The sequence below is a fragment of the Anabaenopsis arnoldii genome (assembly GCF_028331025.1).
Lineage (GTDB): Bacteria > Cyanobacteriota > Cyanobacteriia > Cyanobacteriales > Nostocaceae > Anabaenopsis > Anabaenopsis arnoldii.
Genome location: NZ_JAQMUH010000104.1, coordinates 1 through 23,854, shown reverse-complemented (window position 1 = coordinate 23,854; position 23,854 = coordinate 1). Strand labels below are relative to the sequence as shown.

Genomic DNA, 23,854 nt, shown 5'->3' with positions numbered 1-23,854 from the left:
GCCAGGAATTTCCTGATGTATAATCAGGAAAGTGTCAAAATTCAATGTCTAGTTAAAAGTTAACAGGAATAGATTAAGGAAACTCATGTCCCGATACAGAGGGCCACGCCTCAGAATTGTACGTCGCTTAGGCGAATTGCCAGGATTAAGTCGTAAAAGTGCTAGACGCGCCTATCCACCAGGACAGCATGGTCAGAACCGCAAAAAACGCTCTGAGTATGCAGTTCGTCTAGAAGAAAAGCAAAAGATTCGGATGAACTACGGTTTAACCGAAAAGCAACTGTTGCGCTATGTACGTAAAGCTAGACGCGTCACCGGTTCCACCGGACAAGTGCTGCTACAACTGCTAGAAATGCGCCTGGACAACACCGTTTTTCGTTTGGGGATGGCTCCCACCATTCCAGCCGCCCGCCAACTGGTAAATCACGGTCACGTAACAGTTAACGGTCGCAGAGTCAATATTGCTAGTTATCAGTGTCGTCCCGGTGAAGTCGTTGCAGTCAGAGACCGCGAAGTTTCCCGGAAATTGGTAGAAGCCAATTTGCAATATCCTGGATTAGCCAATCTCCCCAGTCATCTGGAATTTGACAAAGCTAAGTTAACTGGCAAGGTTAACGGCGTTATTGAACGAGAATGGGTAGCATTACAAGTCAATGAGCTGCTCGTAGTGGAATACTACTCACGTCAAGCCTAATTATTTTACCGAGTCATTGGATTGCGGATTGAATCAATTACCCAATCTCATCGCCGCCCCTTTCCCGATCAAGGAGAGGGGCTGACCAATGACCCATCACCTATTTTTATTGAGAGTTAATGTCTTGTAAGTCAAGGGCATAATTCAATCGCAAAACATTAACACCCGGCTCCCCAAAAACCCCCAAAAATCTATTATCAGTATATCGGCTAATTAAACGTATTATTTCATCCTCTTTCACATCCCGGGCGAGAGCCACTCGGCTCAACTGTTGGCGGGCTGCTCTCAAAGAAATATGTGGGTCTAAGCCAGAACCAGAAGCATAAATTAAATCAGCCAGCGGTTGAATATTTTCCTCTTGTAATTCAGTAGCCCGTTCCAAAATTCGCTCTAACAGTGCCGGGTTGCTAGGAGCAAAATTACTTCCTCCTGATATCCCAGTGGGGCTGGCTTGTTTTCCTTGGCTGTATCTCACACTACTGGGACGACCGTGAAAATAACCCTCAGATGTGAATGTCTGACCAATCAAAGCTGAACCAATTGGTTGAGTGTCTAAATTTACCATAACGCTGCCATTGGCTTCAAAAGGAAAGAAGGCTTGACCTATGACCAAGATCCCCAGAGGATAGATGATTGCCGTTAGTAACCAAAGCACTAAGGTCATGCGAAAAGCTGTGATAGTTTCACGAATAAAATTCATAAAAATTTATCGGCGGTGAGTTTCTAGTTCAGAAAAGAATTAATTGACCACAGATGTAGACCCCTGAGCGGTTTTCCATAGGGTCAGAACCTTGGGCTTTTCTATCCCCAACCGGTGGTTGCAATGAGCATATCTATGAATTTAATAGCAAGCAAAGGTGCAATTATTCCACCCAAACCATAAATCAACAGATGGCGCAGCAGCAGTTGATTAGTTTGCAGATATTTTACCTGTACACCTCTCAAAGCTAAGGGAATTAAAGCCGGAATCGTCACAGCATTATAAATTAGTGTGGATATGACAGCCGAATTCGCGCTGGATAAATTCATGATATTTAAACCCTGCAGATGAACAGTGGTAAAAATGAATGGGATAATTAGAAAGTATTTAGTAATATCATTCGCCAGGGAAAATGTAGTCAAAGCACCACGGGTAACTACTAATTGCCGACTAATCCTCACTAGATCAATCAGCTTTGTGGGGTCAGAGTCCAAATCTATGATATCGGCTGCTTCTTTAGCAGCTTGACTACCTGTATTCATGACCACGCCAACATTCGCTTTGAGGAGCGCAGCAGCATCATTAGAGCCGTCTCCTATCATTGCTACTACTTTACCTGCTGTTTGTTCTGTGTGGATAATACTGACTTTATCCTCTGCTGTCGCTTCACCAACAAAGTCATTAACTCCTGCAAGGTTGGCAATCACAGATGTCGTAATCAGGTTGTCCCCAGTCAGTAATATAGTATTGATACCCATGTAGCCTAACTGCTGACAAGCCTCGCAGATACCCGGCTTAATTATGTCTTTCAGGTAAATCACACCATAAATTTCCTCATCTAGACAAACCGCCAGCGGTGTACCTCCCTGTTGGGAAATCTTTTCGCAGACAGAATTCAATTCTGGAGGTGCTTGTCCATTACCCAAACGAATAAATTCTTTAATTGCTGTTACCGCTCCCTTGCGAGCTTTATGTCCCCGCTCGAAGTTTGTGCCACTCATGCGGGTGTCCTCAGAAAATTTTACCCCTAGGGCTTGGTTGAGGTCAAAATCAAGTTGTCCGCCTAAGCTTTGTGCCACTAGTGTAATTGATTTCCCTTCAGATGTATCATCAAATACGCTGGCAGCCAAAGCAATATTAGCCATCTCCTCTAATGAATGGCCATTGAGGGGAATAAACTCCTGTGCCAAGCGGTTGCCAAAGGTGATTGTCCCGGTTTTGTCAAGAATCAGGGTGGTGATATCAGCACAAGCTTCTAGGGCTTCTTCGGAAGTGGCAATGATGTTAAATTGGGCAACCCCATTCATAGCAGCAATACTAATGGTATTGAATAATCCGCCCATGGTGGTGGGAATCAGCGCTACCAACAGGGCTATCAAAATAGGTACACTGACCGGACTACCCACATAGTAAGCAAAAGCCGGCAACGTGGCCACGACTAACAGAGCAACTAAACTCAAAACACCGAGGAAAATCATCAAGGTGATTTCACCCGGTGTTTTACTGCGTTTTGTTCCTGCTAATAAAGCAATCATCCGGTCAATAAACCCTTGATCTGGGTCAGATGTAATGCGAACAATCAGTTCATCAGAGATGATATGGGTACCACCGATCACCGAACTGGCAACATTAGTCCCTGATTCTTTCAGTATTGGTACAGTCTCACCGGTAATTACTGATTCATCTACAGAGGCCATACCCATGATCACTTTGCCATCAGCAGGAATCATATCCCCAGCTACCAAATATATGGTGTCACCTGTTCTCAGACTGGTGGCAGAAACTTGGCAAATTGTGCCATCAGGAGCCAGTTTTTTGGCGATCGCCTCTGACTTTGTAGTTTGCAATACATCTGCTTGGGCTTGCCCCCGTCCCAGTGCCAATGCTTCCGCAAAATTAGCCAGCCAAACCGTGAGAAAGCAAATTCCTGTCAACAATCCGTAAAAAATACGTGGGTGATTTTCCGGGTATAGACCCAATAAGTTGGGCGCAATAGTGAATACTAGGGTGACAACAGTCCCCAGCCAAACCAAAAACATGACTGGATTTTTGACGGCATACCCGGGATGCAGCTTGATAAAAGCATCCCTCATGGCTCTGATATACAGTTTTTTGCGATTTATCTTAGCTTTTTTGAGGGAGGGGCGGCGATGACTAGGTAAAGTTCGGTCTACGCCAGGACGAAAACGTGATGATTTACCTTGAGAGGTAGGTGCAACGTTCATTTGATCTCATATTTAGGAAATGTTGACTAATAACCAATCTTCTAACTAGCCGCAGCTAGTTTGAAACCCTCGGCAATCGGGCCCAACGCCAATACTGGCAAGAAAGCCAGCATTGCCAAAATCACCACTAATCCAGCCGTCGCTACGGTAAATAAAAGCGAATCTGTTTTGAGGGTAATACCGGTTTCTACTGCTTTTGGTTTACGAGATATACCGTCAGCTAACAGCAAAATGGCAATAATCGGAATGTAACGCCCAGCAAACATACTTAAACAGGTACTTAAATTCCACCACAGGGTGTTATTATCCAATCCCTGTAAACTAGACCCATTATTGGCACCAGCAGCCGCATATTCATAAACTACTTGGGAAATGCCGTGAAATCCAGGGTTAGTAATTCCAGACAGGGAAACAGGATAAGCTAATGTAATGGCACTGGGAATTAAAACCACAATGGGATAAATCAGCACCACCACACTACCAAGGATGATTTCTCTTCTTTCAATTTTCCGCCCTAAAAATTGTGGAGTGCGCCCCACTATTAACCCTACTAAGAACAGAGTCAAAATTAGGTAAGTAAATAGGTAAGCTGTCCCAGTTCCCTGACCTCCCCAGATAATGCGCAGGAATAAGCTCGATAAAGTGGAAAATAATCCTGCGGGCATCAATGAATCATGCATCCCGTTCACCGCACCGCACATGGTGGCTGTAGTCATCACCGCCCAGAGTGCTGTTTCTACCCAACCCAATCGAATTTCTTTGCCCTCTAAATTCGGCTGTTCTATTCCCAATGTGCCATTTACCAGGGGATTACCCTGTTGTTCTCCGGTTACTGTCACCCAAATCAGAATCATCAAGGCTACAAATCCCATCCAGAACAGCAGCCAGGCCTGTTTCATATTTTTGGCAAATATGCCATAGGTGTAAATTAAAGATGCAGGAATGGCAATCATGGCCATGGTTTCGATTAAATTAGCAGCCCCATTGGGATTTTCATAGGGGTGGGCTGAGTTAACGCCAAAAAAACCGCCGCCGTTATCACCCAACATTTTAATCATCTCAAACGAGGCTACTGGCCCCCTAGCAATATATTGGGTTCTTCCCTCTAAGGTTTCTACAACCAGGGTTCCAGCTAATGTTTGCGGCACACCGCAGAAAACTAGAGCGATCGCCCCTATAATTGACATTGGTAGTAATATCCTCGTGATGGCACGAGTGACATCAACGTAAAAGTTCCCTAATTTTTTGCCTGTTAACCCCCGAATAAAAGCAATTCCTACCGCTAAACCTGTAGCGGCTGAGGTAAACATCAAAAAGCCTAAAGCTGCTACTTGGCTAAAATAACTTAAGGTTGTTTCACCAGTGTAGTGTTGCTGTCCAGTATTAGTCACAAATGAAACAACTGTGTGCAGCAATATATCCCAGCTAGGCGCATCAAAATCATTGGGATTCCAAGGTAGTAATCTCTGATAGAATATTATCAGGTATACTAAAGTACCCATGCACAGGTTGCTGTACAGCACTGCGCGAATATATTCCCCAACCGTCTGCGGCTTACCGCCGTAGGCATCATCTTTGCTACCCACACCGATTAAAACTAAGCAGCTACGCTCTATAGGGTTGATGAACCAGTCCAGCAGCGTTCTTTCTCCCAGGAAAACACGCGCCATGTACCTTCCCAAAACTGGCACGATCGCTATCACAATACACAGCGTTACGCCGATTTGCAAAAAACTTTGTCCCATCTATTTCGCACCCAACTCAATTTCAATGATAGATTTTATACATATAAAACCCATACTCCCCGGTCTCTTAATATATAACCCGAAATGATTTGGTTTCTCCCTTATTACTATTTTTCATATTCTTTTTCAAGTTTCCGTCAGAAATACTGAAAATCTACTCTGATATGGAGATTAAAAAACTTGTTTTTCTAACTCCCCCACATCAAGCTATGAGGGGTCTCAACCCCCCACAGCTTCAAGTCTGGATGGAGGAACAGGAGCAAATACTCACCCCACAACAACTCAGCCACCTATTCATATCAAAATAGTATTAAAGCCTTTTTCAGGCTCATGAAGTACACACCAATTCCCTATTCCCTATTCGGTGTGTTCCCTCAAAATATTAACTTATATGGATTAAACACTAAGGAAATATGAGGAAAATTAGCAATAATATCTGATGGATTATATAAAGTTTGTAAAGGGGTGAACGGAGCTTAAATCAAAAGTTCATGGAGTCTGGAGCCTACCGGCTGGATTTGGTCTTTAGGTAATTATTTACAGATCATTCAGCAGGATTTAGGTTTTTAATCTTTTGAATAATGCCAGAGTTACTATGTATCAACCATATTTATCTCCCGATGATTTGCCATCCCCAAAAACAATGCAAATGAGCTGCATTTGGCTGAGTCAACTAGAAGAAGCCACCAAAAAAAGCTTTTTCTTGGCTTGTAAGCCTACAGTACGCATTTTGTTATCCAGCTGTCACTGGTATTTCAAGGTCAATAGCGGCATTCTCATGTTAATTTTAGTCTGTCATGATATTAAAAGTTATCAGCACATCATGACTACTATTCCTTATTTAGCCAACCAGTTAAAACGATTTGCCAACCAAGCTAAAATTAGCGTTAGTTCTCCAGTCAATGAAGGTATACCCTGGATGACTCACATCAATGAAGTATGGACTGGGGAAGAATTTATCTAGTATTGAAACACTTCCTACCCCATATCTCCCATGTGTAGCAGTTTGATAACTGCTACATCTTTCAAAGTTTCACATAATTCACATAATATTTAATGGATCTACATCTATAGTTAAACTCACAGCATCAGGACAAAGCGATCGCACTGACTCCCAGTCAGGTAATTTTGGTAGCACATCTGGGGCAAACTTGAGTAATATTTGCCAGCGATAACGGTTAGCTACCCGCATGACACTAGCCGGTGCTGGTCCAAGGATATCAAATCCTGGCTGAGAACTTAAAGCTGTAGCGATAATTTGCGCCGTATTCTGGACTTGAATCACATCTAAACTACTCAAGCGCAATAAAATCAATCTCCCATAAGGAGGATAATTAAGTGCTTGGCGTTGCTCTAATTCAGTTTGACAAAAACACTGATAATCATGTTGTTGTACCGCCCCAATTACCGGATGCTCTGGGGTGTAAGTTTGCACAATCACCCTACCCACATCATCCCCCCTACCCGCACGGCCTGCTACTTGGGTTAGAGTTTGAAATGCGCGTTCACTGGCGCGATAATCTGATAAATGCAGCAAACCATCAGCAGAAACCACACCCACCAGTGTCACTTGGGGTAAATCTAAACCCTTGGTAATCATTTGTGTTCCTACTAATAAATGGGCTTCACCCTTAGCAAATCGAGTTAGTAGGGTACGGTGTGCGCCTTTATTACGGGTGGTATCGCTATCAAAACGAATATAACTTAACTGCGGAAACTGTCTTGCTAATTCTTGGGCGACACGTTGAGTACCGCTACCAAAGAATTTCAGATAAGGTGAACCACATTCAGGGCATTGTTGAGGATGCAATCGCGTATAGTTACAGTAATGACAGCGTAGTAACTGCGGCGCTCCCTCTTCAGTCTGGTGATAGGACAGCGACACATCACAATGGGGACATTCCATCACATAACCACAACTGCGACAAGACACAAAAGTACTGTGTCCCCGGCGATGGATAAATAAAATTCCCTGTTGTTGCTTCTCTTCTAGCTGATGTAAAGCTGATTGTAGCGACCTACTAAATATAGAACGATTTCCCATCTGTAACTCTAGCCGCATATCCACCAATTCCACCGGTGGTAATGGGCGAGAATTAATCCGTTCGGGAAGGGAGAGGTAATAACTAGGAATTGGTGTAGAGGGGTTTGTCAGACCGACCCAACTTTCTAACGAAGGGGTAGCAGAACCTAAAACTAAGGGACAATTTTCTAATTCCCCCCGCCATTGGGCGACGGTGCGCGCATGGTAGGTAGGAATGGGAGAATCTTGTTTAAAGCTGCTGTCGTGTTCTTCGTCTAGGATGATTAAACCTAAATTTGGCAAAGGCGCAAAAATCGCGCTACGAGTCCCGATGACTATTTGCGGTTCCCCGGTGAGCATTTGTCGCCAGGTGTCATAACGTTCCCCTTCCGAAAGACCACTATGATAAACGCTAACTTTAGCTCCGAAACGAGCCCGAAAACGGTCTGTTAGTTGGGGTGTAAGTCCAATTTCTGGAACTAATACCAGGGCGGATTTTCCTTGCTTTAGTAGAGGTGCGATCGCTTGTAAATATACCTCTGTTTTCCCAGAACCTGTAATCCCATGTAACAAGACTTGAGCAAAACCATTCAAACCTTGAATATTTTTTAATGCATTTGCTTGGTGAGGATTTAAGGTTTTGGGGTGATCTTGTGCTAGTGCTAGTCCCTGTTCTGTTCGCAGCACTTCTTTTTCTTCGATGACAATGTAACCTTTTTGTACCATAGTCTTCAGGATCGAAGAACTAGCATTACAAGTTTGTAATAGTTCACTCTGCCACAATTCCCCCCCACGCCGCCGTAATACTTCCAGAATTTCTTGTTGACGCTCGGTTAAATTATCATCAATCGTGCCAATCAAGGTAACAGCTTTCTGTAGTTTTGGTCGATTGAGTCGCGGTGCTTCTAAATAACTTTCTACTAACCCAAATCGCAACAACTCCCGCACACCTTTGTACGCTGTTCTGACTTTTTGTTGCAAGTACACTAGGCTATAGTCTCCTGCTGATTGACCTTGTAAAAGGTTGAAAATTTGTTGGGCTGGGGGACTAAGGAAAGTTAAATCTGAGGAGATTTGTCTTTTTATTTCTGCATCCCCAACTAAGCGGAGCCGACGTTGCGATCGCCCTAGTAATCCCGGTGGTAACGCTACCCGGATCACCTGAATTAAAGGCGTATAGTAATATGCAGCTACTCGATTTAATAATTCCCAATAACTTTTGGGGAAGAACCCTTCGCTGACTATCTCTTCTACATCCTTGATTTTTTCTGGTGGTAGATCAATATTTAGTTCTGCCAATAAACGAATGGCGATCGCTCCTACTTTTTGAGTACCAAATGGTACACTTAAAATATCACCTGGTTTTACTTTTAACTCCCTCGGCAATCTATAAGTAAAAAGTCCCGTAGTTCCTGGACAGTCTACCAACACTTCAATCCATCGATTCACATTTGCTGATTGGTAAGTTTCTCCAGGTTCAGCCACCAGTAAATGCAGCGATTTTATTTGAGTTTTATACATAATTCTGCTACTTTGTCAACAATTTTATGTCTGATTTCTACTTAATTGTTTGGGCGGCACACAGGTTTATCAAAGATTTTTATTTCTCAGAGGTAAAATGTATTTGATCATACTTTTCTCTCCATAATACTTGATGATTTCCCAGTTATGTAATGTACCAGACAATTTTGTCTTAACAATTCGTGGCATAAATATTTAAAATCCTCTATAAAAAATCCAATTATCTTTCCAGGGATTCCGGAAATGGTCTGACTAACTACTAAATAGGATATAGTGTTTTTCATCCCCTTGATAGATATTCAACCCTTGGTACATATGAGATGCTTTTATACAAATAAACTATTTCCCAAAATTAGACTAGTCAAACCATGTCCTTTAGGAAGCTCGCTGAAATCAGCACCGAACCCAAAGCCAGATGATGATTTATGTAGTAAATTCTCACCGATGAAGCAGAAAAAGTTATGTAACTTATAAAAGATTAACGCTAGGGGGTATTTACCTGAGTTTTTTATATTTGTTAAGGTGGATAAAGGTTGAGGGCATTTGACAGATTCGGGGATTGAGGAAAACTCAGGAATATTTGTGTTGGAACCTGAGAACATAGTTTCTGGGGGCCAAAACCAGTACTTCTTAGAGGTTCTATCAAACAGGAACCAAGAAAAAGCGGGTAGGGGCTGATTTTCACTAATGAATAAGCAATTAGCTTTCCGTGTATATTTTTCTGACAAAGGGGTGCATTTGTTGGTTAGGGAAAACTACCAAGCTTGAAGCAGCGTGTCATGAAATTATGTACCAAACAAAGCAAAAATCCCTAAAGGAAACTATGAACATTGCTGAATTGGGAACAATGGAAATACTAGAAACCACTGTCGAACATGAAGAAAACTCACTGGAACTTTTAGAATCAATGGTAGAGTCAGAACCCCCAATCATCGAAAATCTGGAATCAGAGGAACGTGATGGGGATGACATGGCTGCAGCCAGGCCTTCAGGATACAACAAAACTGAGCATGATGATGCTGTAGGCGCGTTTTTTAAAGAAATGGCGCGTTATCCCCTGTTAAAACCCGAAGAAGAGGTAGAGTTAGCCCGGCGAGTTAGGTTTCTCGAGGAAGTAAGGGAGATCCAAGCTGCATTGGAATTAGAACTGGGACAGCCAACCAGTAAGGTACAAGTAGCCTCCCGGCTAGAAATGACAGAAAAGCAACTAGAAAGCCGCTTATACCAAGGTCGAGTAGCGAAACGTAAAATGATTCGCTCCAACCTGAGATTAGTGGTGTCCATTGCTAAACGATACCTGAATCGCGGTGTCCCGTTTCTGGATTTAATCCAGGAGGGTGCCATGGGTCTAAATCGTGCTACAGAAAAATTTGACCCAGACAAAGGTTATAAATTTTCCACTTACGCCTACTGGTGGATTAGACAAGCAATTACCCGCGCGATCGCCAATGATGCGCGAACCATCCGTTTACCCATTCACATTGTTGAGAAACTCAACAAGCTCAAAAAAGCCCAAAGAGAACTCAAGCAAAAACTCTCTCGGAATCCCAACGAAGCCGAAATGGCCCAAGCGTTGGAAATTAGTGTCCAACAACTGCGCCAATTGCAACAATTAAGGCGACAAGCACTTTCTCTCAATCACCGTGTAGGTAAAGAGGAAGACACAGAACTAATGGACTTGCTCGAAGACGAAGATAACCTGTCTCCAGAAGCAAAAATGAATGAAAACATGATGCGTCAGGAGATTTGGGATGTCTTGGGTGATGTCCTAACCCCCAGAGAGAAAGACGTAATATCTTTACGCTACGGTTTGACAACCAGCGAACCCTGTACCTTAGAAGAAGTTGGTAATATGTTCAATTTGTCCCGTGAACGAGTACGACAAATTCAAAGTAAAGCCATGCGCAAGTTACGCCGTCCTCATATCGCCAAGCGCCTAAAGGGATGGTTAATTTAATTCCTAATCGATAATTATAAATAAGGTAAGCAAAAAACCTCACCACCAACAGCAGTGTATTTGCCAATTTCTCACTATATGGCTAGTCCACACCAGCTACCAGGCCAGGGGTGAAAGCCAACTCATCTGTTTACCCGTGAGTCATCAGGTCAGGATAACCAACATCTCAAACCCTATGTCCCCTAACTGCGAACATAGTACCTAACAATTAAATCTTGCATTCTTGTTAAGCTGGGCTTTCTGTCTGTTTCTATAGTCATCCTATTTGACTTGAGAAATTATGAGTGAGGAAAGGGAACAGGGAACAGGGAACAGGGAACAGGGAACAGAAATTGTTCATGAATCATTTAGGATTGCTATACTTTGGCTCCTTTTGAGTTGCTCATATATTTAGGTATTTAGGCGCATCTTATCCAAAATTGTTATCAGCACCGGATTAACCCAACTAATCAAAAAATTCGCTATAGACTATGGACTATGGACTATACATGATAAATTAATGACTTGTTCTGAGAATTTGATTTTACGTTTTGCCGAACCCTCTGATACCAAAGTACTGTTTAATTTAATTCAGGGGCTAGCTGAGTACGAAAAATTATCTCACGCTGTCACTGGTAATGCTTCGGCTCTTGAGGAGCATCTATTTGGCTCTCCAAAGTACATTGAGGCAATACTCGCAGAATATACAGGCAAAGTGGTTGGTTTTGCGCTTTTCCTTCACAATTATTCCACCTTCTTGACCAAGCCGGGAATTTACTTAGAAGATTTGTTTGTTTTACCAGAATACCGCCGTCAAGGTGTTGGTAAGGCTCTTTTGTCTAAAGTAGCGCAAATAGCTGTAGAGCGCAATTGTGGACGCTTGGAATGGAGTGTACTGGATTGGAATGAGTCGGCGCAAGCATTCTACCGCAGTATGGGGGCGGCTATTTTGGATGATTGGCGCATTTGTCGGGTCACAGAAGATGCGATGCAAAAGTTAGCCCATCGAGGTTGAAAGTAGGAATTAAAATCTCTTTCATAGATTTTCTTCACAATCAAGTTTGACAGATTGTCTTTTGACGGGGGCAATTGATTGAACTCACAATAATTGTGAAAGGTCTTGTCCGCAATTAACCGTTTTTCAGGAGAACACAAGATGAAAAAAATTATTTCTCTGATACTTCTAAGCATAACTATCTTCACCTTTGCCTTTAGTAGTCCAGCTTTAGCAGCAGATACTATTAGTGGAGCTAAAATATTCGGTGCTAATTGTGCTGCTTGTCATGCTGGTGGGAGAAATTTGGTTCAAGCTAATAAAAGTTTGAAAAAGGGTGATTTAGAAAAATACGGTATGTACTCCCAAGAGGCGATTATTAGTCAAGTTACAAACGGCAAAGGTGCTATGCCAGCTTTTAAGGCTCGTTTAAAACCAGAACAGATTTCTGATGTATCTGCTTATGTCCTAGAACAAGCAGATAAAGGTTGGTAGTTATCTTTTCATTTCAGACAAACTACTACAATCTCCTACTGTAACCACCGTTAATGGTTTTATCTCTATAAAGGTATCACCTTTGGTGTAACGGCTGCGATCGCTATCCCTTTTGCTGTATCAGCATTAGGGAATGCTTTTCTTACAATTGGTAACCAAGCATCTCAAATGCTGTGCCTCGCTTATGGTGTTAGTTCACTCAAATCTTAGTGAGAAATTTAACAATTAGGGGTGATTTTTGCGCCGTTAAATCCAAGGACAAAATTGTTAACCAGGATGTTTATGACTTCTTTTTGGCGATTATTCCTGACTCTCGGGCTGGCTTTTCTCCTCAATTGTTCCAATACCATTGCATATTCCTTGCCAATTGTCAATAGACCTACAGCCAGTGTTTTTATCAGTCTGGATGTAAATAATATGCACAGTGGTAATGACCAGCCAGCCGCAGAAAATTTTCACCAACTGCAGCCACTTCAGGCAAATGATGCTTTAGCTCTTGATGGATGTCAAACTCATGTGCAATCACAAGATTACCACCAAGCAATTATAGATTGCAATCAGGTCATAAATTTAGCTCCAGATAATAGGGAAGCCTATTTACTACGAGGACTAGCACACTACAGACAAGGGGATGATCCAGCAGCCATAGCCGATTATAATCGGGCGATCGCTCTTGAGCCTGTTGATTTTCGAGCTTACTACAACCGGGGTCTAGCCCGTACCGGTGAGGGAAAATACTCCCAAGCTATTGCTGATTATAATTTAGCCCTAACTCAAATTCCCTCAAGCACAAGTTTATTACTCGCCGAAATCTACAATGATCGGGGTTTAGCCTACTTACTCTTACAAAACTATCCAGCTGCTATCCTCGACTTTAATCGAGCAATTCGCCTCAATGACCAGGATCATAGAGCTTACTTTAATCGGGGTTGTGCTGAGGGGAGAAATGGTAATAACCTGAGTGCGATCCGTAATTTTTCCCAAGTTATCAAACTTCAGCCTGGCTATGCCCCAGCTTACCTAAATCGGGGTATAGCTCGATATGATTTAGGATATCATCAAGGGGCGATCGCCGACCTGAAAAAAGCATCTGAATACTTTCAAAATCAAGGAAAAAGTATCGCCTATAAAATAACTATCGACTTACTTCACAATTGGCAACAAAAAATCGAATTGCTCACGGAAATCGCCCTGTTATACCCTTAAAGAAATTTAATCAGCAAGAAAATATTTCTAGCTAGAGGTAGAAATATATTAAGTCTGTTCAACATTAGTGATAATACTTGTTACTATTGATATGAGTGACCATCAAAAAGATTAATTATCCCATCCTATGTATGACTCATCGATGGACTCCTGCGAAGAAGTGGAAACTGGGGAGGATGCTCCACCGTTACCATTGCCTGAACAAGGGAACATCCAGGAGAATCAAAATATATTCGGTGATCAAACAATAACCGACATAGCCACAGAAATCACTAAACTTCCCTGTGGTTGGCAGGCTGAAGCCTTCTATAAGCTACCGAGAAATCAAGCGATCGCAGTTTATCAATACCTAAATAGTAGCGTGCAAGAACGCCTCAGAGAAGACTTTGACAAACAAGACACCTTTTGTGAGCGGGTATCTTACCTGCTCATTAGCGTAGGTTGACAAGCTCCCCTATGATATTGATAGCCACATCAGTATTCAGTATTCGGAGTAATTTTGTGCACAGACTACTCATATTGCCGATAACCACAATATTCCTATTCATAAATACTCTTACCTTCCCTGTGATGGCAGCAGACATCAATCATGGTGCAGAAATTTTTAGTATTCATTGTGCCGGATGTCATATCAACGGCGGTAACATTATCCGACGGGGAAAAAACTTGAAAAAGCCCGCCCTAGAAAAATATGGTATGAACACCATAGAAGCAGTCACATCTATAGTCACCAACGGCAAAAATAATATGTCAGCCTACCAAGACCGTCTCACCCCAGAGGAAATACAAGCAGTAGGGTACTATGTACTCCAACAAGCCGAAACCGGTTGGCGTTAAACACCCACAACTGCTATCTCAAGTTTGTATAAAAATCAAAGATTAAAAATATGCTATTACCACCACAAAGCCGACTGCAATTCACCCCCGACCTAAATATTTGTCGCATTTTAAATGGGATGTGGCAAGTTTCCGGCGGACACGGACGCATTCACCCCAAAACCGCAATAGACACCATGTTTCAATACGTGGATGCAGGTTTTACCACTTGGGACTTAGCAGACCATTATGGCCCGGCGGAAGATTTTATTGGTGAGTTTCGCCGTCAAGTCATTAAAACCCGTGGTGAACAGGCTTTAGCTCAGATCCAAGCCTTCACTAAATGGGTACCCCGTCCGGGAAAAATGACCAAAAAGCTCGTAGAGGAAAATATCAACATCTCCCTCAAAAGGATGGATGTAGGATCTTTAGACCTAATGCAGTTTCATTGGTGGGAATATCGAGATACAAATTATCTAGATGCCCTTAAGTATATGGCAGAACTGCAAACTGAGGGTAAGATTAAGCATTTAGCCTTAACTAACTTTGATACCGAACACCTGAAAATTATTGTCGATGCAGGGATTAAAATAGTTTCTAATCAAGTACAATTTTCTCTAGTTGACCGCCGCCCCTTAGTGCATATGGTTAACTTTTGTCAAGACCATGATATCAAACTCTTTACTTACGGTTCTCTGTGCGGTGGTTTGTTATCAGAGAAATATTTGGGTAAATCAGAACCGCGAGGAAGTGAATTAGCTACAGTTAGCTTAAGAAAGTATAAAAATATGGTAGATGCTTGGGGTAATTGGCAGTTATTTCAAGAGCTGCTATCTACACTCAAGCAAATTGCTCAGGCTCATAATGTCAGTATTTCTAACGTAGCCACACGTTATATTTTAGATCAGCCATCTGTAGGAGGTGTGATCATTGGCGCAAGATTAGGTATATCTGAACACATAGAAGACAATGGAAAAATATTTAGTTTTACCCTAGATACACAGGAAAGCGATCGCATTAATTCTATTTGCAGCCAGTCACGGGATTTATATCAATTAATTGGCGACTGCGGCGACGAGTATCGGCGATAACTATAACCAACAGGAGCAGTTTCTAGTATGCAACCTAGCACTACCGCCAAACCCAGCCTTATAGGCGGGAATCTCCGTTCTATCCATCATATTGCCCTCAATGTCCAGGATATGCAAGCTTCTCGGTACTTTTACGGTACCATCTTAGGTTTACATGAACTCACAGGGGAGGAAGTACCAGCCACCTTAGTAGAACTGGTGAATACAGGGAAAGTCGCTAACTTTGTCACCCCCGATGGGACAATTTTAGATTTATTCTGGACACCGGAATTATCACCACCAGATCCCAATCCAGAAAAAACCTTTACCAGAGCATACCATCTCGCCTTTGACATAGATCCGCAATTATTTGAGTCAGCTCTCACAGTCCTCAGAGAAAATCACATTGCGATCGCCCATGGCCCTGTGACTCGTCCTACAGGTAAAGGTGTATACTTTTATGATCCCGACGGGTTTATGTTAGAAATTCGCTGCAATCCTACATCAGGTTGAAAATATCAACTAGTCTGGTGGGTACACCCTGCTGAAGCAAAACTCGCAGGGTAGCATCTTAACTAACCAAAAGTTGAGTTGTTCCAACCCCACATTGTAGCCTTAACATCCACAAATTCTATATAAATCCGATTTTCTGGGACACCTAAATAATGGTGAATCTTTTGGCAAAACTCATGGGTCATGGCTTGAGTTTGCTGATGTTTCATAGTGCCTATACTTTTAATTTCAATATAGCAAGCCGGGTCTGTAGTCCCTGCAAAGGTCATAGGAATACCGGACTCAAAGGAGGTCATCACGTAAGATTCAGGTTTGCCTAAATGTTGTGCTAACTTGCTAGATAAGTTTTTCAGCATGCTTTCAACATCTGCTTTGTGAGGCATAGATACAGAAGTTTGGACTTTGATTAAAGGCATGGTATTGAGTTAAAGTTACAGTTTTTGTGCATATTGTGCATATATTTAACTTTATCGGACTCCGGGTGAAATAGATATAGCTCACAGATGTTTAATCATGAGATGAGCGAAATATATGACTATGTTCGGGATGGTATAAACGGGATCTCCGAACTAGGGGCGTAGCCCATGGACGTTGTGCGGGTGAAAGTGCGGGACTAATGACGTAAAGTGTGGTACGAATTAGCTTTTCTTCATGGGTACAGTTTGCCATTTCCCCCAGAGGGACAACCATGATTTTCTCATCAGGCCAACCAATGCGAAAGCAAATTGCTACTGGGGTGTCCTGGGGATAATGTGCTAAAAGTTTGGCTTGGGCGGTTTCTATGTGACGCGCACTTAGATATAAACACAGACTAGCTTGATGTGCTGCTAGGGCAGCTAATTCCTCCGAAGGGGGAACGTGGGTACGTCCACTCGAACGGGTGAGAATAATGGTTTGAACTAAACCGGGTACCGTTAACTCAATTTTCAGCTTCGCCGCTGCAGCTTGAAAGGCGCTAATACCAGGGATGATCTCAAAGGGGATATTAGCCTCCCCTAAGAGTTGCATTTGCTCATAGATAGCACTGTAAAGGCTGGGATCTCCCGAATGGAGACGGACTACAGATTTATCCGATCGCACTGCTGCAATCATCAGTGCTAGAATTTCCTCTAAGGTCTTATTTGCAGTGGGAATAATTTCCGCATCTTCTCGACATAAATTTACAATTTCTTCCGGTATTAAAGAATCCGCAAATAAAATTACATCTGCAAGGGACAAGAGTTTCTGGGCCTTGACTGTTAATAAATCGGGATCTCCTGGACCTGCTCCCACAATATAAACTGCTGGCTGGGTCATATCTAGATTATTTTTCATACAAATAATAATGACTTATTTTCTGTAATTTACGCGAGATATAAATGCGAAAAACTTTTTTTTGGGATTTTTGCCCTAAAGTTCCGGATTGCTCCCTAATTATTAGTAGAGATGAATGGTAGATGCACCCTGGTTAGGCCCTAGAGTTTACTCTGGGGCATTTTTTCCATTTCCCTATATATCCCTCATTCCTTCATCCCGATGGGGAGGCGGAATTAAATCAGGTAAAGGGCGTTTAAATAAGTAGAGCCAAGCTAATCCAGCTAGTCCCAGCACAATAGCAATTAAACTGACAACTTGTGCAATACGAAGGGATCCCAGCATTAAACTATCAATGCGAAACCCTTCAATCCAGAAGCGTCCTAAACTGTAGCCCACCACATAAAATAAAAATATTGTCCCTAAGCGCCAGGGTGATTTCCCAGATAAACCCCGGAAAAATAAAGTAATCAGCAAAGCGAATACTATTAAATTCCACAGGGATTCGTAGAGAAATGTGGGATGAAAATATTCAAAATTAACTAAAGCTAAAGGACGGTTTTGTGGGGGAATATATAGCTTCCAAGGTAAATTAGTAGGACGACCAAAGGCTTCGGAGTTAAAGAAGTTCCCCCAACGTCCAATTGCTTGTCCTAAAATTAGGGAAGGGGCCACTAAATCAGCTAATTGCCAAAAAGAAACTCTATTGAGTTTAGCAAAGATTAAAGCTGCTAAAGTACCACCGATAATCGCTCCGTGAATCGCAATACCTCCTTGCCAAATAGCGATAATCCTCTCTGGATGCTGCTGATATTCTGACCATTGAAACAAAACATAATAAAGCCGCGCTGCGGGAATCGCCCCAATCACTAACCAAATTGATAAATCAGCAATCAATTCTGGATTAACATGACGGCGCTTTGCTAGATACTGGGAAAGGCTCACACCGATGATGACTGCTATGGCAATTAACAATCCATACCAGCGGATACTGATAGGCCCAATGTCCAGGATAACCGGGCCAGGAGAAGTAAATTCAAATGCTAAAGGCAAAGTGTAAATATCCAGTCCCATGTAAATTACGAGTCGTGATGCTTGACACTCCCCAGGGCTATAAGCGGGGGGATTCTTGCTTCATAGAGATTCCATTGACACTCTCAGGTCTAAAGACACTGAGATTCTGCTGACAGAGTAAGTTTAGGCAAAACCCACAGTCTATTATCTATTATCTGTTAACTTCCGTCACTGCGAAAACTAATATAAGGTGAATCCTCTTGCTCGCGGAAGATAGCCAATATTTTTTTTTAACCTAAAAGAAATCAATTATTAACCCAAACTTTAAATAAAAGCAATAACCTGTGGTTATTGAAGTGGAGTTTTGATTAAATTTTGAAATCAAGTGCTTGTGGATTCTGTAGGATAGGGGAATTTTCCTAGGATGATAATTCAGCTCGATCGCTTGAGTTTAACTTATCCTGGGGGAGTTCAAGCCCTCCAGTCAGTTTCTTTAAACTTTAACCCTGGGGAATTTACAGTCATCTTGGGAGCTTCAGGTTCGGGTAAATCAACCTTGTTAAGGTGTTTAAATGGACTAATCAAACCAACAGCAGGGTCTATCACAGTAGAAGGTTGGGGGAAACTCAATGAACCCAAGGTGCTGCATCAGCATCGCCAGCGCACAGGGATGATTTTTCAGCAGCACCAATTAATTGGTAGACAAACTGCACTACAAAATGTGCTGACCGGTCGTTTAGCCTATCACTCAACTCTCAGGAGCTTTTTCCCATTACCCAAAGCTGACAAATATATAGCCTTGGAGTGTTTAGAGAGGGTAGGACTGTTAAATAAAGCTTTAGCACGGGTAGATAATCTCAGTGGTGGTCAACAGCAACGGGTAGGTATTGCGCGTGCTTTGGCGCAACAACCAAGGTTAATTCTGGCAGATGAGCCGGTGGCGAGCCTTGACCCTGCTAGTTCTCACAAGGTGATTTCTTTTCTATGTCAAATTTGTCAAGAAGACGGCATCACGGCGATTATGAGTTTACACCAAGTAGATTTAGCTAAAACCTATGCAGACAGGATAATTGGAATATCTCAAGGTCATATAGTTTTTGATGGTAATGCCGCAGACATTGAGGAGTACGAACTTAATCGTATTTATGGCAAAACCGAAAATATTCACCTAGATATCGAGGAGCAATTTGGCAAAGCCCCTCATACACAAAGCAAAGGATAACATATTATTTCCCGACCTCAATCCCACAAGAGTTTACACACTAATACCATTTGATATATCAGGAGAACTTCTACCATGATCGCCATTCAAAAAAAAATACTCACATCTGTTGCTGTAGTCGTGTTAGCCTTGGTTGGCTGTCAAGCACCTAACAACACTGCTACGAATACTGAGGTTGACCCTAGTGTATCTGATCCCGATACTTTAAGGGTAGCTCTTTTACCAGATGAAAATGCTTCAACTGTCATCAAAAATAATCAGGGTTTAGAAAAATATTTAGAAGAAAAGTTAGGGAAAGATATTGAATTGGTTGTAACAACTGACTATTCTTCAATGATTGAAGCCGCAAGTAATCGACGTTTAGAACTAGCTTACTTTGGACCACTTTCCTATGTTTTAGCTAAAACTAAAAGTAATATTGAACCCTTCGCAGCTTTAAAGAAGGATGGTGAAACTACCTATAAATCAGTGATTATTGCTAGTGTAAAAAGTGGTGTAAATTCTCTTGATCAAGCGTCAGGAAAAACAGTAGCCTATGGTGATCAAGCTTCTACTTCTAGTCATTTAATTCCCAAATCAATGATGCTTGACAAGGGGTTACAACCGAAAAAAGATTATGAAGAAGTCTTTGTTGGTTCTCATGATGCAGTTGCTGTCGCAGTTCAAAATAACAATGCTCAAATAGGGGGATTGAGTCAACCTATTTTTGAATCTTTAATCGAGCGAAAAGTTATCGATACTAACAAAGTCAAAGTCTTGGCAGAATCAGAACCATTTCCTCAATATCCTTGGACAATGCGCTCAGATTTGAAGCCAGAGCTAAAGACACAAATTAGTGCAGCATTTATTGAACTCAAGGATGAAGAAATTCTCAAAGCTTTTAAAGCAGATGGTTTTGGTGCAATTACAGATCAAGAGTATGATGTAGTTAGAAATTTAGGTAAAACCTTGAATCTAGATTTTCAAAAGTTAAATTAATAGGGACTTATTTGAAACCAGATTATAAATTTCTGGGTGTAAAAATATGACTGTCAAATAATATCTTGCTTTTGCGGGGTTACTGCTAACCATTTGACGGAGTTTTATGGCAACCAATAGTTATCAAAGATTTGAACCTCTGTTAAAACAACAAAGACAACACAGATATAAGCATTTACTGCAAGTAGCTACTGTTGTAGTGATTGTGCTCATATCTTGCTTATTAGTTGGTCTTTTTGATTGGGAAAGATTGGCTGAAGGTGTGCCCAGTGGGATCAATTTAGTTAGCCAAATGCTACCGCCAGATTTTAGTTTGGCTATCAACTGGATTAAGCCCCTGTTTGATACCTTGGCGATGAGTGTTGCGGGAACTGCGATCGCAGTTGCTTTTTCTCTACCATTATCACTATTAGCAGCTGGTAATACTACACCCCATCCATTTGTGTTTCAGGTGGCGCGTCTGATTCTCAATGCTTTACGGGCTATACCAGAACTGATTATGGGGATTATTTTGGTAGCTGCGGTGGGGTTTGGTGCATTACCAGGAGCATTAGCAGTTGGGTTTCATTCAATTGGGATGGTGGGTAAGTTTTTTGCTGAGTACATCGAACACGTAAACTCAGCACCAATCGAAGCAGCACAGGCGGCTGGTGCAAACAAGATCCAGGTAATATATCACAGCATTTTACCCCAAGTTTTGCCGCAAATCCTGGATGTAACCTTATATCGTTGGGAATATAACTTTCGCGCTTCTACTATTATGGGTGCAGTGGGTGCTGGGGGTATAGGGTTTGAATTAATTGGTTCTTTACGTATACTTAGGTATACAGAAGTATCAGCAATCCTACTCGTCATTTTGATGATGGTGATATTGGTAGATAGTTTCAGTGGCTATTTGCGCAGACGTTTAGCTTGAGGAAATGCTATGAAACCAAAGGTTGTGATTACAAACTGGGTACATCCAGAAGTGATTGAACTTCTTGAACCTCATTGTGAGGTGATTGCTAATCCCCATCAAGAATCTTTATCTCGTGAGGAAATTCTCCAAAGGGCTAAAAATGCCGACGGATTGATGGTATTTATGCCGGACAGCATTGATGAAGCTTTTTTGCGGGAGTGTCCCCAGCTAAAAGTAATTGCAGCAGCTCTGAAAGGCTACGATAATTTTGATGTTGATGCCTGTACCCGTTGTGGTGTATGGTTTACAATTGTGCCTTCTTTGTTGTCGGCACCTACTGCGGAAATTGCTATTGGGTTATTAATTGGCTTATCACGACAGATGCTAGTAGGCGATCGCCTGATGCGCAGGGGTAAATTTGCTGGTTGGCGACCCCAACTTTACAGCCTAGGGCTAGCAAATCGTACCTTGGGAATTGTCGGTATGGGTGCATTAGGCAAAGCGATCGCTCAACGTCTAGCAGGTTTTGAGATGCGGTTACTGTACAGCGATCCGGTGGCTTTAACACCGGAACAAGAGGAAATGGCGAATTTAGTAAGAGTATCTTTTGATACCTTAATAGAGGTAAGTGATTTTGTTGTCTTGGTAGTACCTCTGCAACCAGGAACCTTTCATTTAATCAACGCCAACACCTTAGCTAAAATGAAGCCGGGTAGCTTTTTAATTAACCCCGGTCGTGGTTCCGTAGTGGATGAGCAGGCCGTGTGTCAAGCTTTGGAATCTGGACACTTAGGGGGCTATGCTGCCGATGTGTTTGAAATGGAAGACTGGCATCGTAGCGATCGACCCCACAGCATACCCCAGTCATTATTAGAAAACACCAATCAAACTTTTCTCACTCCCCATATTGGATCTGCGGTTGACGAGCTACGGCGGGACATCGCCCTAGAAGCCGCCCAAAATATTCTGCAAGCCCTGCAAGGTGAAAAGCCACAGGGGGCAGTTAATTGTCTCAGGGGCTAGTACTGCAGTAAACTCCAAAATCAAAAAGCTGATTGTAAAGGAATTATTTGTGATCTGGGGCAGTAGCTTATCTTTTAATAGTCCAGTCCACCAATTTACTCAAATGTTGTTGAATAAATCAACCTAAACTTGTACCAACAATATTGATATAGCCTTTTTCAGGCTCATGAAGTACACACCAATTCCCTATTCCCTATTCCCTATTCCCTATTCCCTATTCCCTGTTCCCTGTTCCCTGTTCCCTCAAGCTAAAAAAAATTGTACCTCACGAGCATGGGAAATGCTATATTCACCATCTCACAAAAAATACCTATGAGTGAAACACTAATTCGCCAACAATATGACCAGATAGCAGATTTATATGACCGGCGTTGGAATACTTACATTACCAAGACATTATCTGTTTTAAAAAATTGGGCAGACATTGCACCAGAAGCAACAGTCCTTGATGTGGGCTGTGGAACCGGAGAGTTTGAGCAATTATTACTAACCGAAAATCCACAGCAAATAATTACTGCAGTAGACATTTCCCCAGCAATGCTCCTAGTCGCTAAACAGAAATGTCGTACTTATTCTCATGTTTCATTTCAGAATGCAAGTGTGTCAAATTTACCATTCCTAAATAACAGTTTTGATGTAATCATATCCGCCAGTGCATTTCATTATTTTGATGATCCTCATGGGGCATTATTGGAAATAAGACGGGTTTTAAAACCAGAAGGTAAACTACTTATTTTAGATTGGTGTAAAGATTATTTATCCTGTCAAATATGTGATTTTATATTGAAGTTTGTTGACCCTGCTTACAAGGGGTGTTACACCCAAAAACAGTTTCATAGTTTACTAACTTCAGCACAGTTTAATATAGAGCGTACAACTAAATTTCATTTTAGTTTGGTTTGGGGAATCATGATTGCTGAAGCTAAACCACAAAATTATGTAACTCAGCCCATAACTCCATAAGGCTTTTTTGTAAATATAAACTTTACTAATTGTAACAAAACCTACGTCACTTTCCTAAACCCAAAGCAGCTTAGGTAACCCACCAGTCCACTTTTAGTGGACTTCAGCTATCAGACAGGGAATTGATTCCCTGGCTAGCATGAAAAATGCTGTAAACCCATATCCCACCACCGCACCACCAGAATTACCATCTGTGAGGGCGATCGCCCTAATTAGTTAGCTAAGAGCGATCGCATAGGTTACCACCAGAATTACCATCTGTGAGGGCGATCGCCCTAATTAGTCAGCTAAGAGCGATCGCATAGGTTATGATTTAAAGGATAAAGTCAGCAGTAGTTAAAGTAAAGGTACCATTGATTCTCAGCAGTAAATCATCCTCAAAGTTAGTCGTTTGATTAGTACCCTGAATATAAGTGTTACCTCCCAAAACAAAAGCGCCAAATCTATCTTGACCGATAGCGGCGGCGGTAGCATTGAGAAGGGTAGAATTGATGGTGGTTTGCCCAGAATTATTGGCTGCTGTCT

The 23,854-nt window shown here is 42.0% G+C and carries 23 protein-coding genes; 15 read left to right on the top strand and 8 right to left on the bottom strand.

From position 1 onward, the window contains the following. Positions 1 to 85 precede the first annotated feature (85 nt). Positions 86 to 694, top strand: coding sequence for a 30S ribosomal protein S4 (rpsD, locus tag PN457_RS09560; RefSeq protein ID WP_271732942.1), 609 nt, complete (start codon positions 86 to 88; stop codon positions 692 to 694). A 106-nt stretch (positions 695 to 800) separates the two neighbouring features. On the opposite strand, the gene kdpC is transcribed toward rpsD, so the two are convergent. The 3 genes from kdpC to kdpA all read right to left on the bottom strand — a co-directional run bounded on the left by kdpC (position 801) and on the right by kdpA (position 5,364). After that, a complete protein-coding gene (gene kdpC / locus PN457_RS09555) occupies positions 801 to 1,394 on the bottom strand; it encodes a K(+)-transporting ATPase subunit C (protein ID WP_271732940.1) in 594 nt (197 codons plus the stop codon). Positions 1,395 to 1,495: 101 nt separating this feature from the next. After that, on the bottom strand, positions 1,496 to 3,619 hold the full coding sequence (gene kdpB, locus PN457_RS09550) for a potassium-transporting ATPase subunit KdpB (protein ID WP_271732939.1): 2,124 nt from the start codon (positions 3,617 to 3,619) through the stop codon (positions 1,496 to 1,498). Positions 3,620 to 3,660: 41 nt separating this feature from the next. After that, positions 3,661 to 5,364, bottom strand: a complete 1,704-nt coding sequence (kdpA, locus tag PN457_RS09545) for a potassium-transporting ATPase subunit KdpA (protein WP_271732936.1) — start codon at positions 5,362 to 5,364, stop codon at positions 3,661 to 3,663. A 595-nt stretch (positions 5,365 to 5,959) separates the two neighbouring features. On the opposite strand from kdpA, the gene PN457_RS09540 reads away from it, so the two are divergent. Further along, entirely contained in the window at positions 5,960 to 6,328 is a 369-nt protein-coding gene (locus PN457_RS09540) for a hypothetical protein (RefSeq protein ID WP_271732934.1), read from the top strand. A 78-nt stretch (positions 6,329 to 6,406) separates the two neighbouring features. Here PN457_RS09540 and priA read toward each other — a convergent pair whose 3' ends face one another. After that, positions 6,407 to 8,908 carry a primosomal protein N' gene (gene priA, locus PN457_RS09535; protein WP_271732932.1) on the bottom strand — a complete coding sequence of 834 codons (2,502 nt, stop codon included), beginning with the start codon at positions 8,906 to 8,908 and terminating at the stop codon, positions 6,407 to 6,409. A gap of 787 nt (positions 8,909 to 9,695) precedes the next feature. Here priA and PN457_RS09530 point away from each other — a divergent pair. The 8 genes from PN457_RS09530 (at position 9,696) to PN457_RS09495 (ending at position 15,938) form a co-directional block, all read left to right on the top strand. Beyond that, positions 9,696 to 10,865 (top strand): RpoD/SigA family RNA polymerase sigma factor, encoded by a 1,170-nt coding sequence (locus tag PN457_RS09530; RefSeq protein ID WP_271732931.1) that lies wholly within the window; start codon positions 9,696 to 9,698, stop codon positions 10,863 to 10,865. Between the two features lie 499 nt (positions 10,866 to 11,364). Then, positions 11,365 to 11,859, top strand: a complete 495-nt coding sequence (locus PN457_RS09525) for a GNAT family N-acetyltransferase (RefSeq protein WP_271732930.1) — start codon at positions 11,365 to 11,367, stop codon at positions 11,857 to 11,859. Positions 11,860 to 12,000: 141 nt separating this feature from the next. Continuing rightward, positions 12,001 to 12,333, top strand: a complete 333-nt coding sequence (gene petJ, locus PN457_RS09520; protein WP_271732929.1) for a cytochrome c6 PetJ — start codon at positions 12,001 to 12,003, stop codon at positions 12,331 to 12,333. A gap of 282 nt (positions 12,334 to 12,615) precedes the next feature. After that, positions 12,616 to 13,539, top strand: coding sequence for a tetratricopeptide repeat protein (locus PN457_RS09515; RefSeq protein ID WP_271732928.1), 924 nt, complete (start codon positions 12,616 to 12,618; stop codon positions 13,537 to 13,539). Between the two features lie 127 nt (positions 13,540 to 13,666). Then, positions 13,667 to 13,984, top strand: a complete 318-nt coding sequence (locus tag PN457_RS09510) for a hypothetical protein (protein WP_271732926.1) — start codon at positions 13,667 to 13,669, stop codon at positions 13,982 to 13,984. 56 nt (positions 13,985 to 14,040) lie between these two features. Beyond that, a complete protein-coding gene (gene petJ, locus PN457_RS09505; protein ID WP_271732925.1) occupies positions 14,041 to 14,376 on the top strand; it encodes a cytochrome c6 PetJ in 336 nt (111 codons plus the stop codon). 50 nt (positions 14,377 to 14,426) lie between these two features. Beyond that, positions 14,427 to 15,446 carry an aldo/keto reductase gene (locus PN457_RS09500; protein WP_271732923.1) on the top strand — a complete coding sequence of 340 codons (1,020 nt, stop codon included), beginning with the start codon at positions 14,427 to 14,429 and terminating at the stop codon, positions 15,444 to 15,446. Positions 15,447 to 15,473: 27 nt separating this feature from the next. Then, a complete protein-coding gene (locus tag PN457_RS09495; protein ID WP_271732921.1) occupies positions 15,474 to 15,938 on the top strand; it encodes a VOC family protein in 465 nt (154 codons plus the stop codon). A gap of 62 nt (positions 15,939 to 16,000) precedes the next feature. Here PN457_RS09495 and PN457_RS09490 read toward each other — a convergent pair whose 3' ends face one another. The 3 genes from PN457_RS09490 to lgt form a co-directional block, all read right to left on the bottom strand. Next, positions 16,001 to 16,354, bottom strand: a complete 354-nt coding sequence (locus PN457_RS09490) for a phenylpyruvate tautomerase MIF-related protein (RefSeq protein WP_271732919.1) — start codon at positions 16,352 to 16,354, stop codon at positions 16,001 to 16,003. Positions 16,355 to 16,445: 91 nt separating this feature from the next. After that, positions 16,446 to 17,252, bottom strand: a complete 807-nt coding sequence (cobM, locus tag PN457_RS09485) for a precorrin-4 C(11)-methyltransferase (protein ID WP_271732917.1) — start codon at positions 17,250 to 17,252, stop codon at positions 16,446 to 16,448. 174 nt (positions 17,253 to 17,426) lie between these two features. After that, positions 17,427 to 18,305: a prolipoprotein diacylglyceryl transferase gene (gene lgt, locus PN457_RS09480; protein WP_271732915.1), complete on the bottom strand. Its 879-nt coding sequence runs from the start codon at positions 18,303 to 18,305 to the stop codon at positions 17,427 to 17,429. 364 nt (positions 18,306 to 18,669) lie between these two features. Between lgt and phnC the strand changes: the two genes are divergently transcribed. From phnC to PN457_RS09455, 5 genes are all read left to right on the top strand, one after another. Beyond that, on the top strand, positions 18,670 to 19,467 hold the full coding sequence (gene phnC, locus PN457_RS09475) for a phosphonate ABC transporter ATP-binding protein (RefSeq protein WP_271732913.1): 798 nt from the start codon (positions 18,670 to 18,672) through the stop codon (positions 19,465 to 19,467). A gap of 75 nt (positions 19,468 to 19,542) precedes the next feature. Continuing rightward, a complete protein-coding gene (phnD, locus tag PN457_RS09470) occupies positions 19,543 to 20,445 on the top strand; it encodes a phosphate/phosphite/phosphonate ABC transporter substrate-binding protein (protein WP_271732911.1) in 903 nt (300 codons plus the stop codon). A gap of 106 nt (positions 20,446 to 20,551) precedes the next feature. After that, positions 20,552 to 21,361: a phosphonate ABC transporter, permease protein PhnE gene (gene phnE, locus PN457_RS09465; protein WP_271732909.1), complete on the top strand. Its 810-nt coding sequence runs from the start codon at positions 20,552 to 20,554 to the stop codon at positions 21,359 to 21,361. A 9-nt stretch (positions 21,362 to 21,370) separates the two neighbouring features. Beyond that, the gene (locus PN457_RS09460) at positions 21,371 to 22,366 is read left to right on the top strand and encodes a phosphonate dehydrogenase (RefSeq protein WP_271732907.1); all 996 of its coding nucleotides are present in this window, start codon (positions 21,371 to 21,373) and stop codon (positions 22,364 to 22,366) included. A gap of 312 nt (positions 22,367 to 22,678) precedes the next feature. Continuing rightward, the gene (locus tag PN457_RS09455) at positions 22,679 to 23,329 is read left to right on the top strand and encodes a class I SAM-dependent methyltransferase (protein WP_271732906.1); all 651 of its coding nucleotides are present in this window, start codon (positions 22,679 to 22,681) and stop codon (positions 23,327 to 23,329) included. 313 nt (positions 23,330 to 23,642) lie between these two features. Here PN457_RS09455 and PN457_RS09450 read toward each other — a convergent pair. Continuing rightward, on the bottom strand, positions 23,643 to 23,854 hold a 212-nt coding region (locus PN457_RS09450; RefSeq protein WP_271732904.1), incomplete at its 5' end, for a hypothetical protein.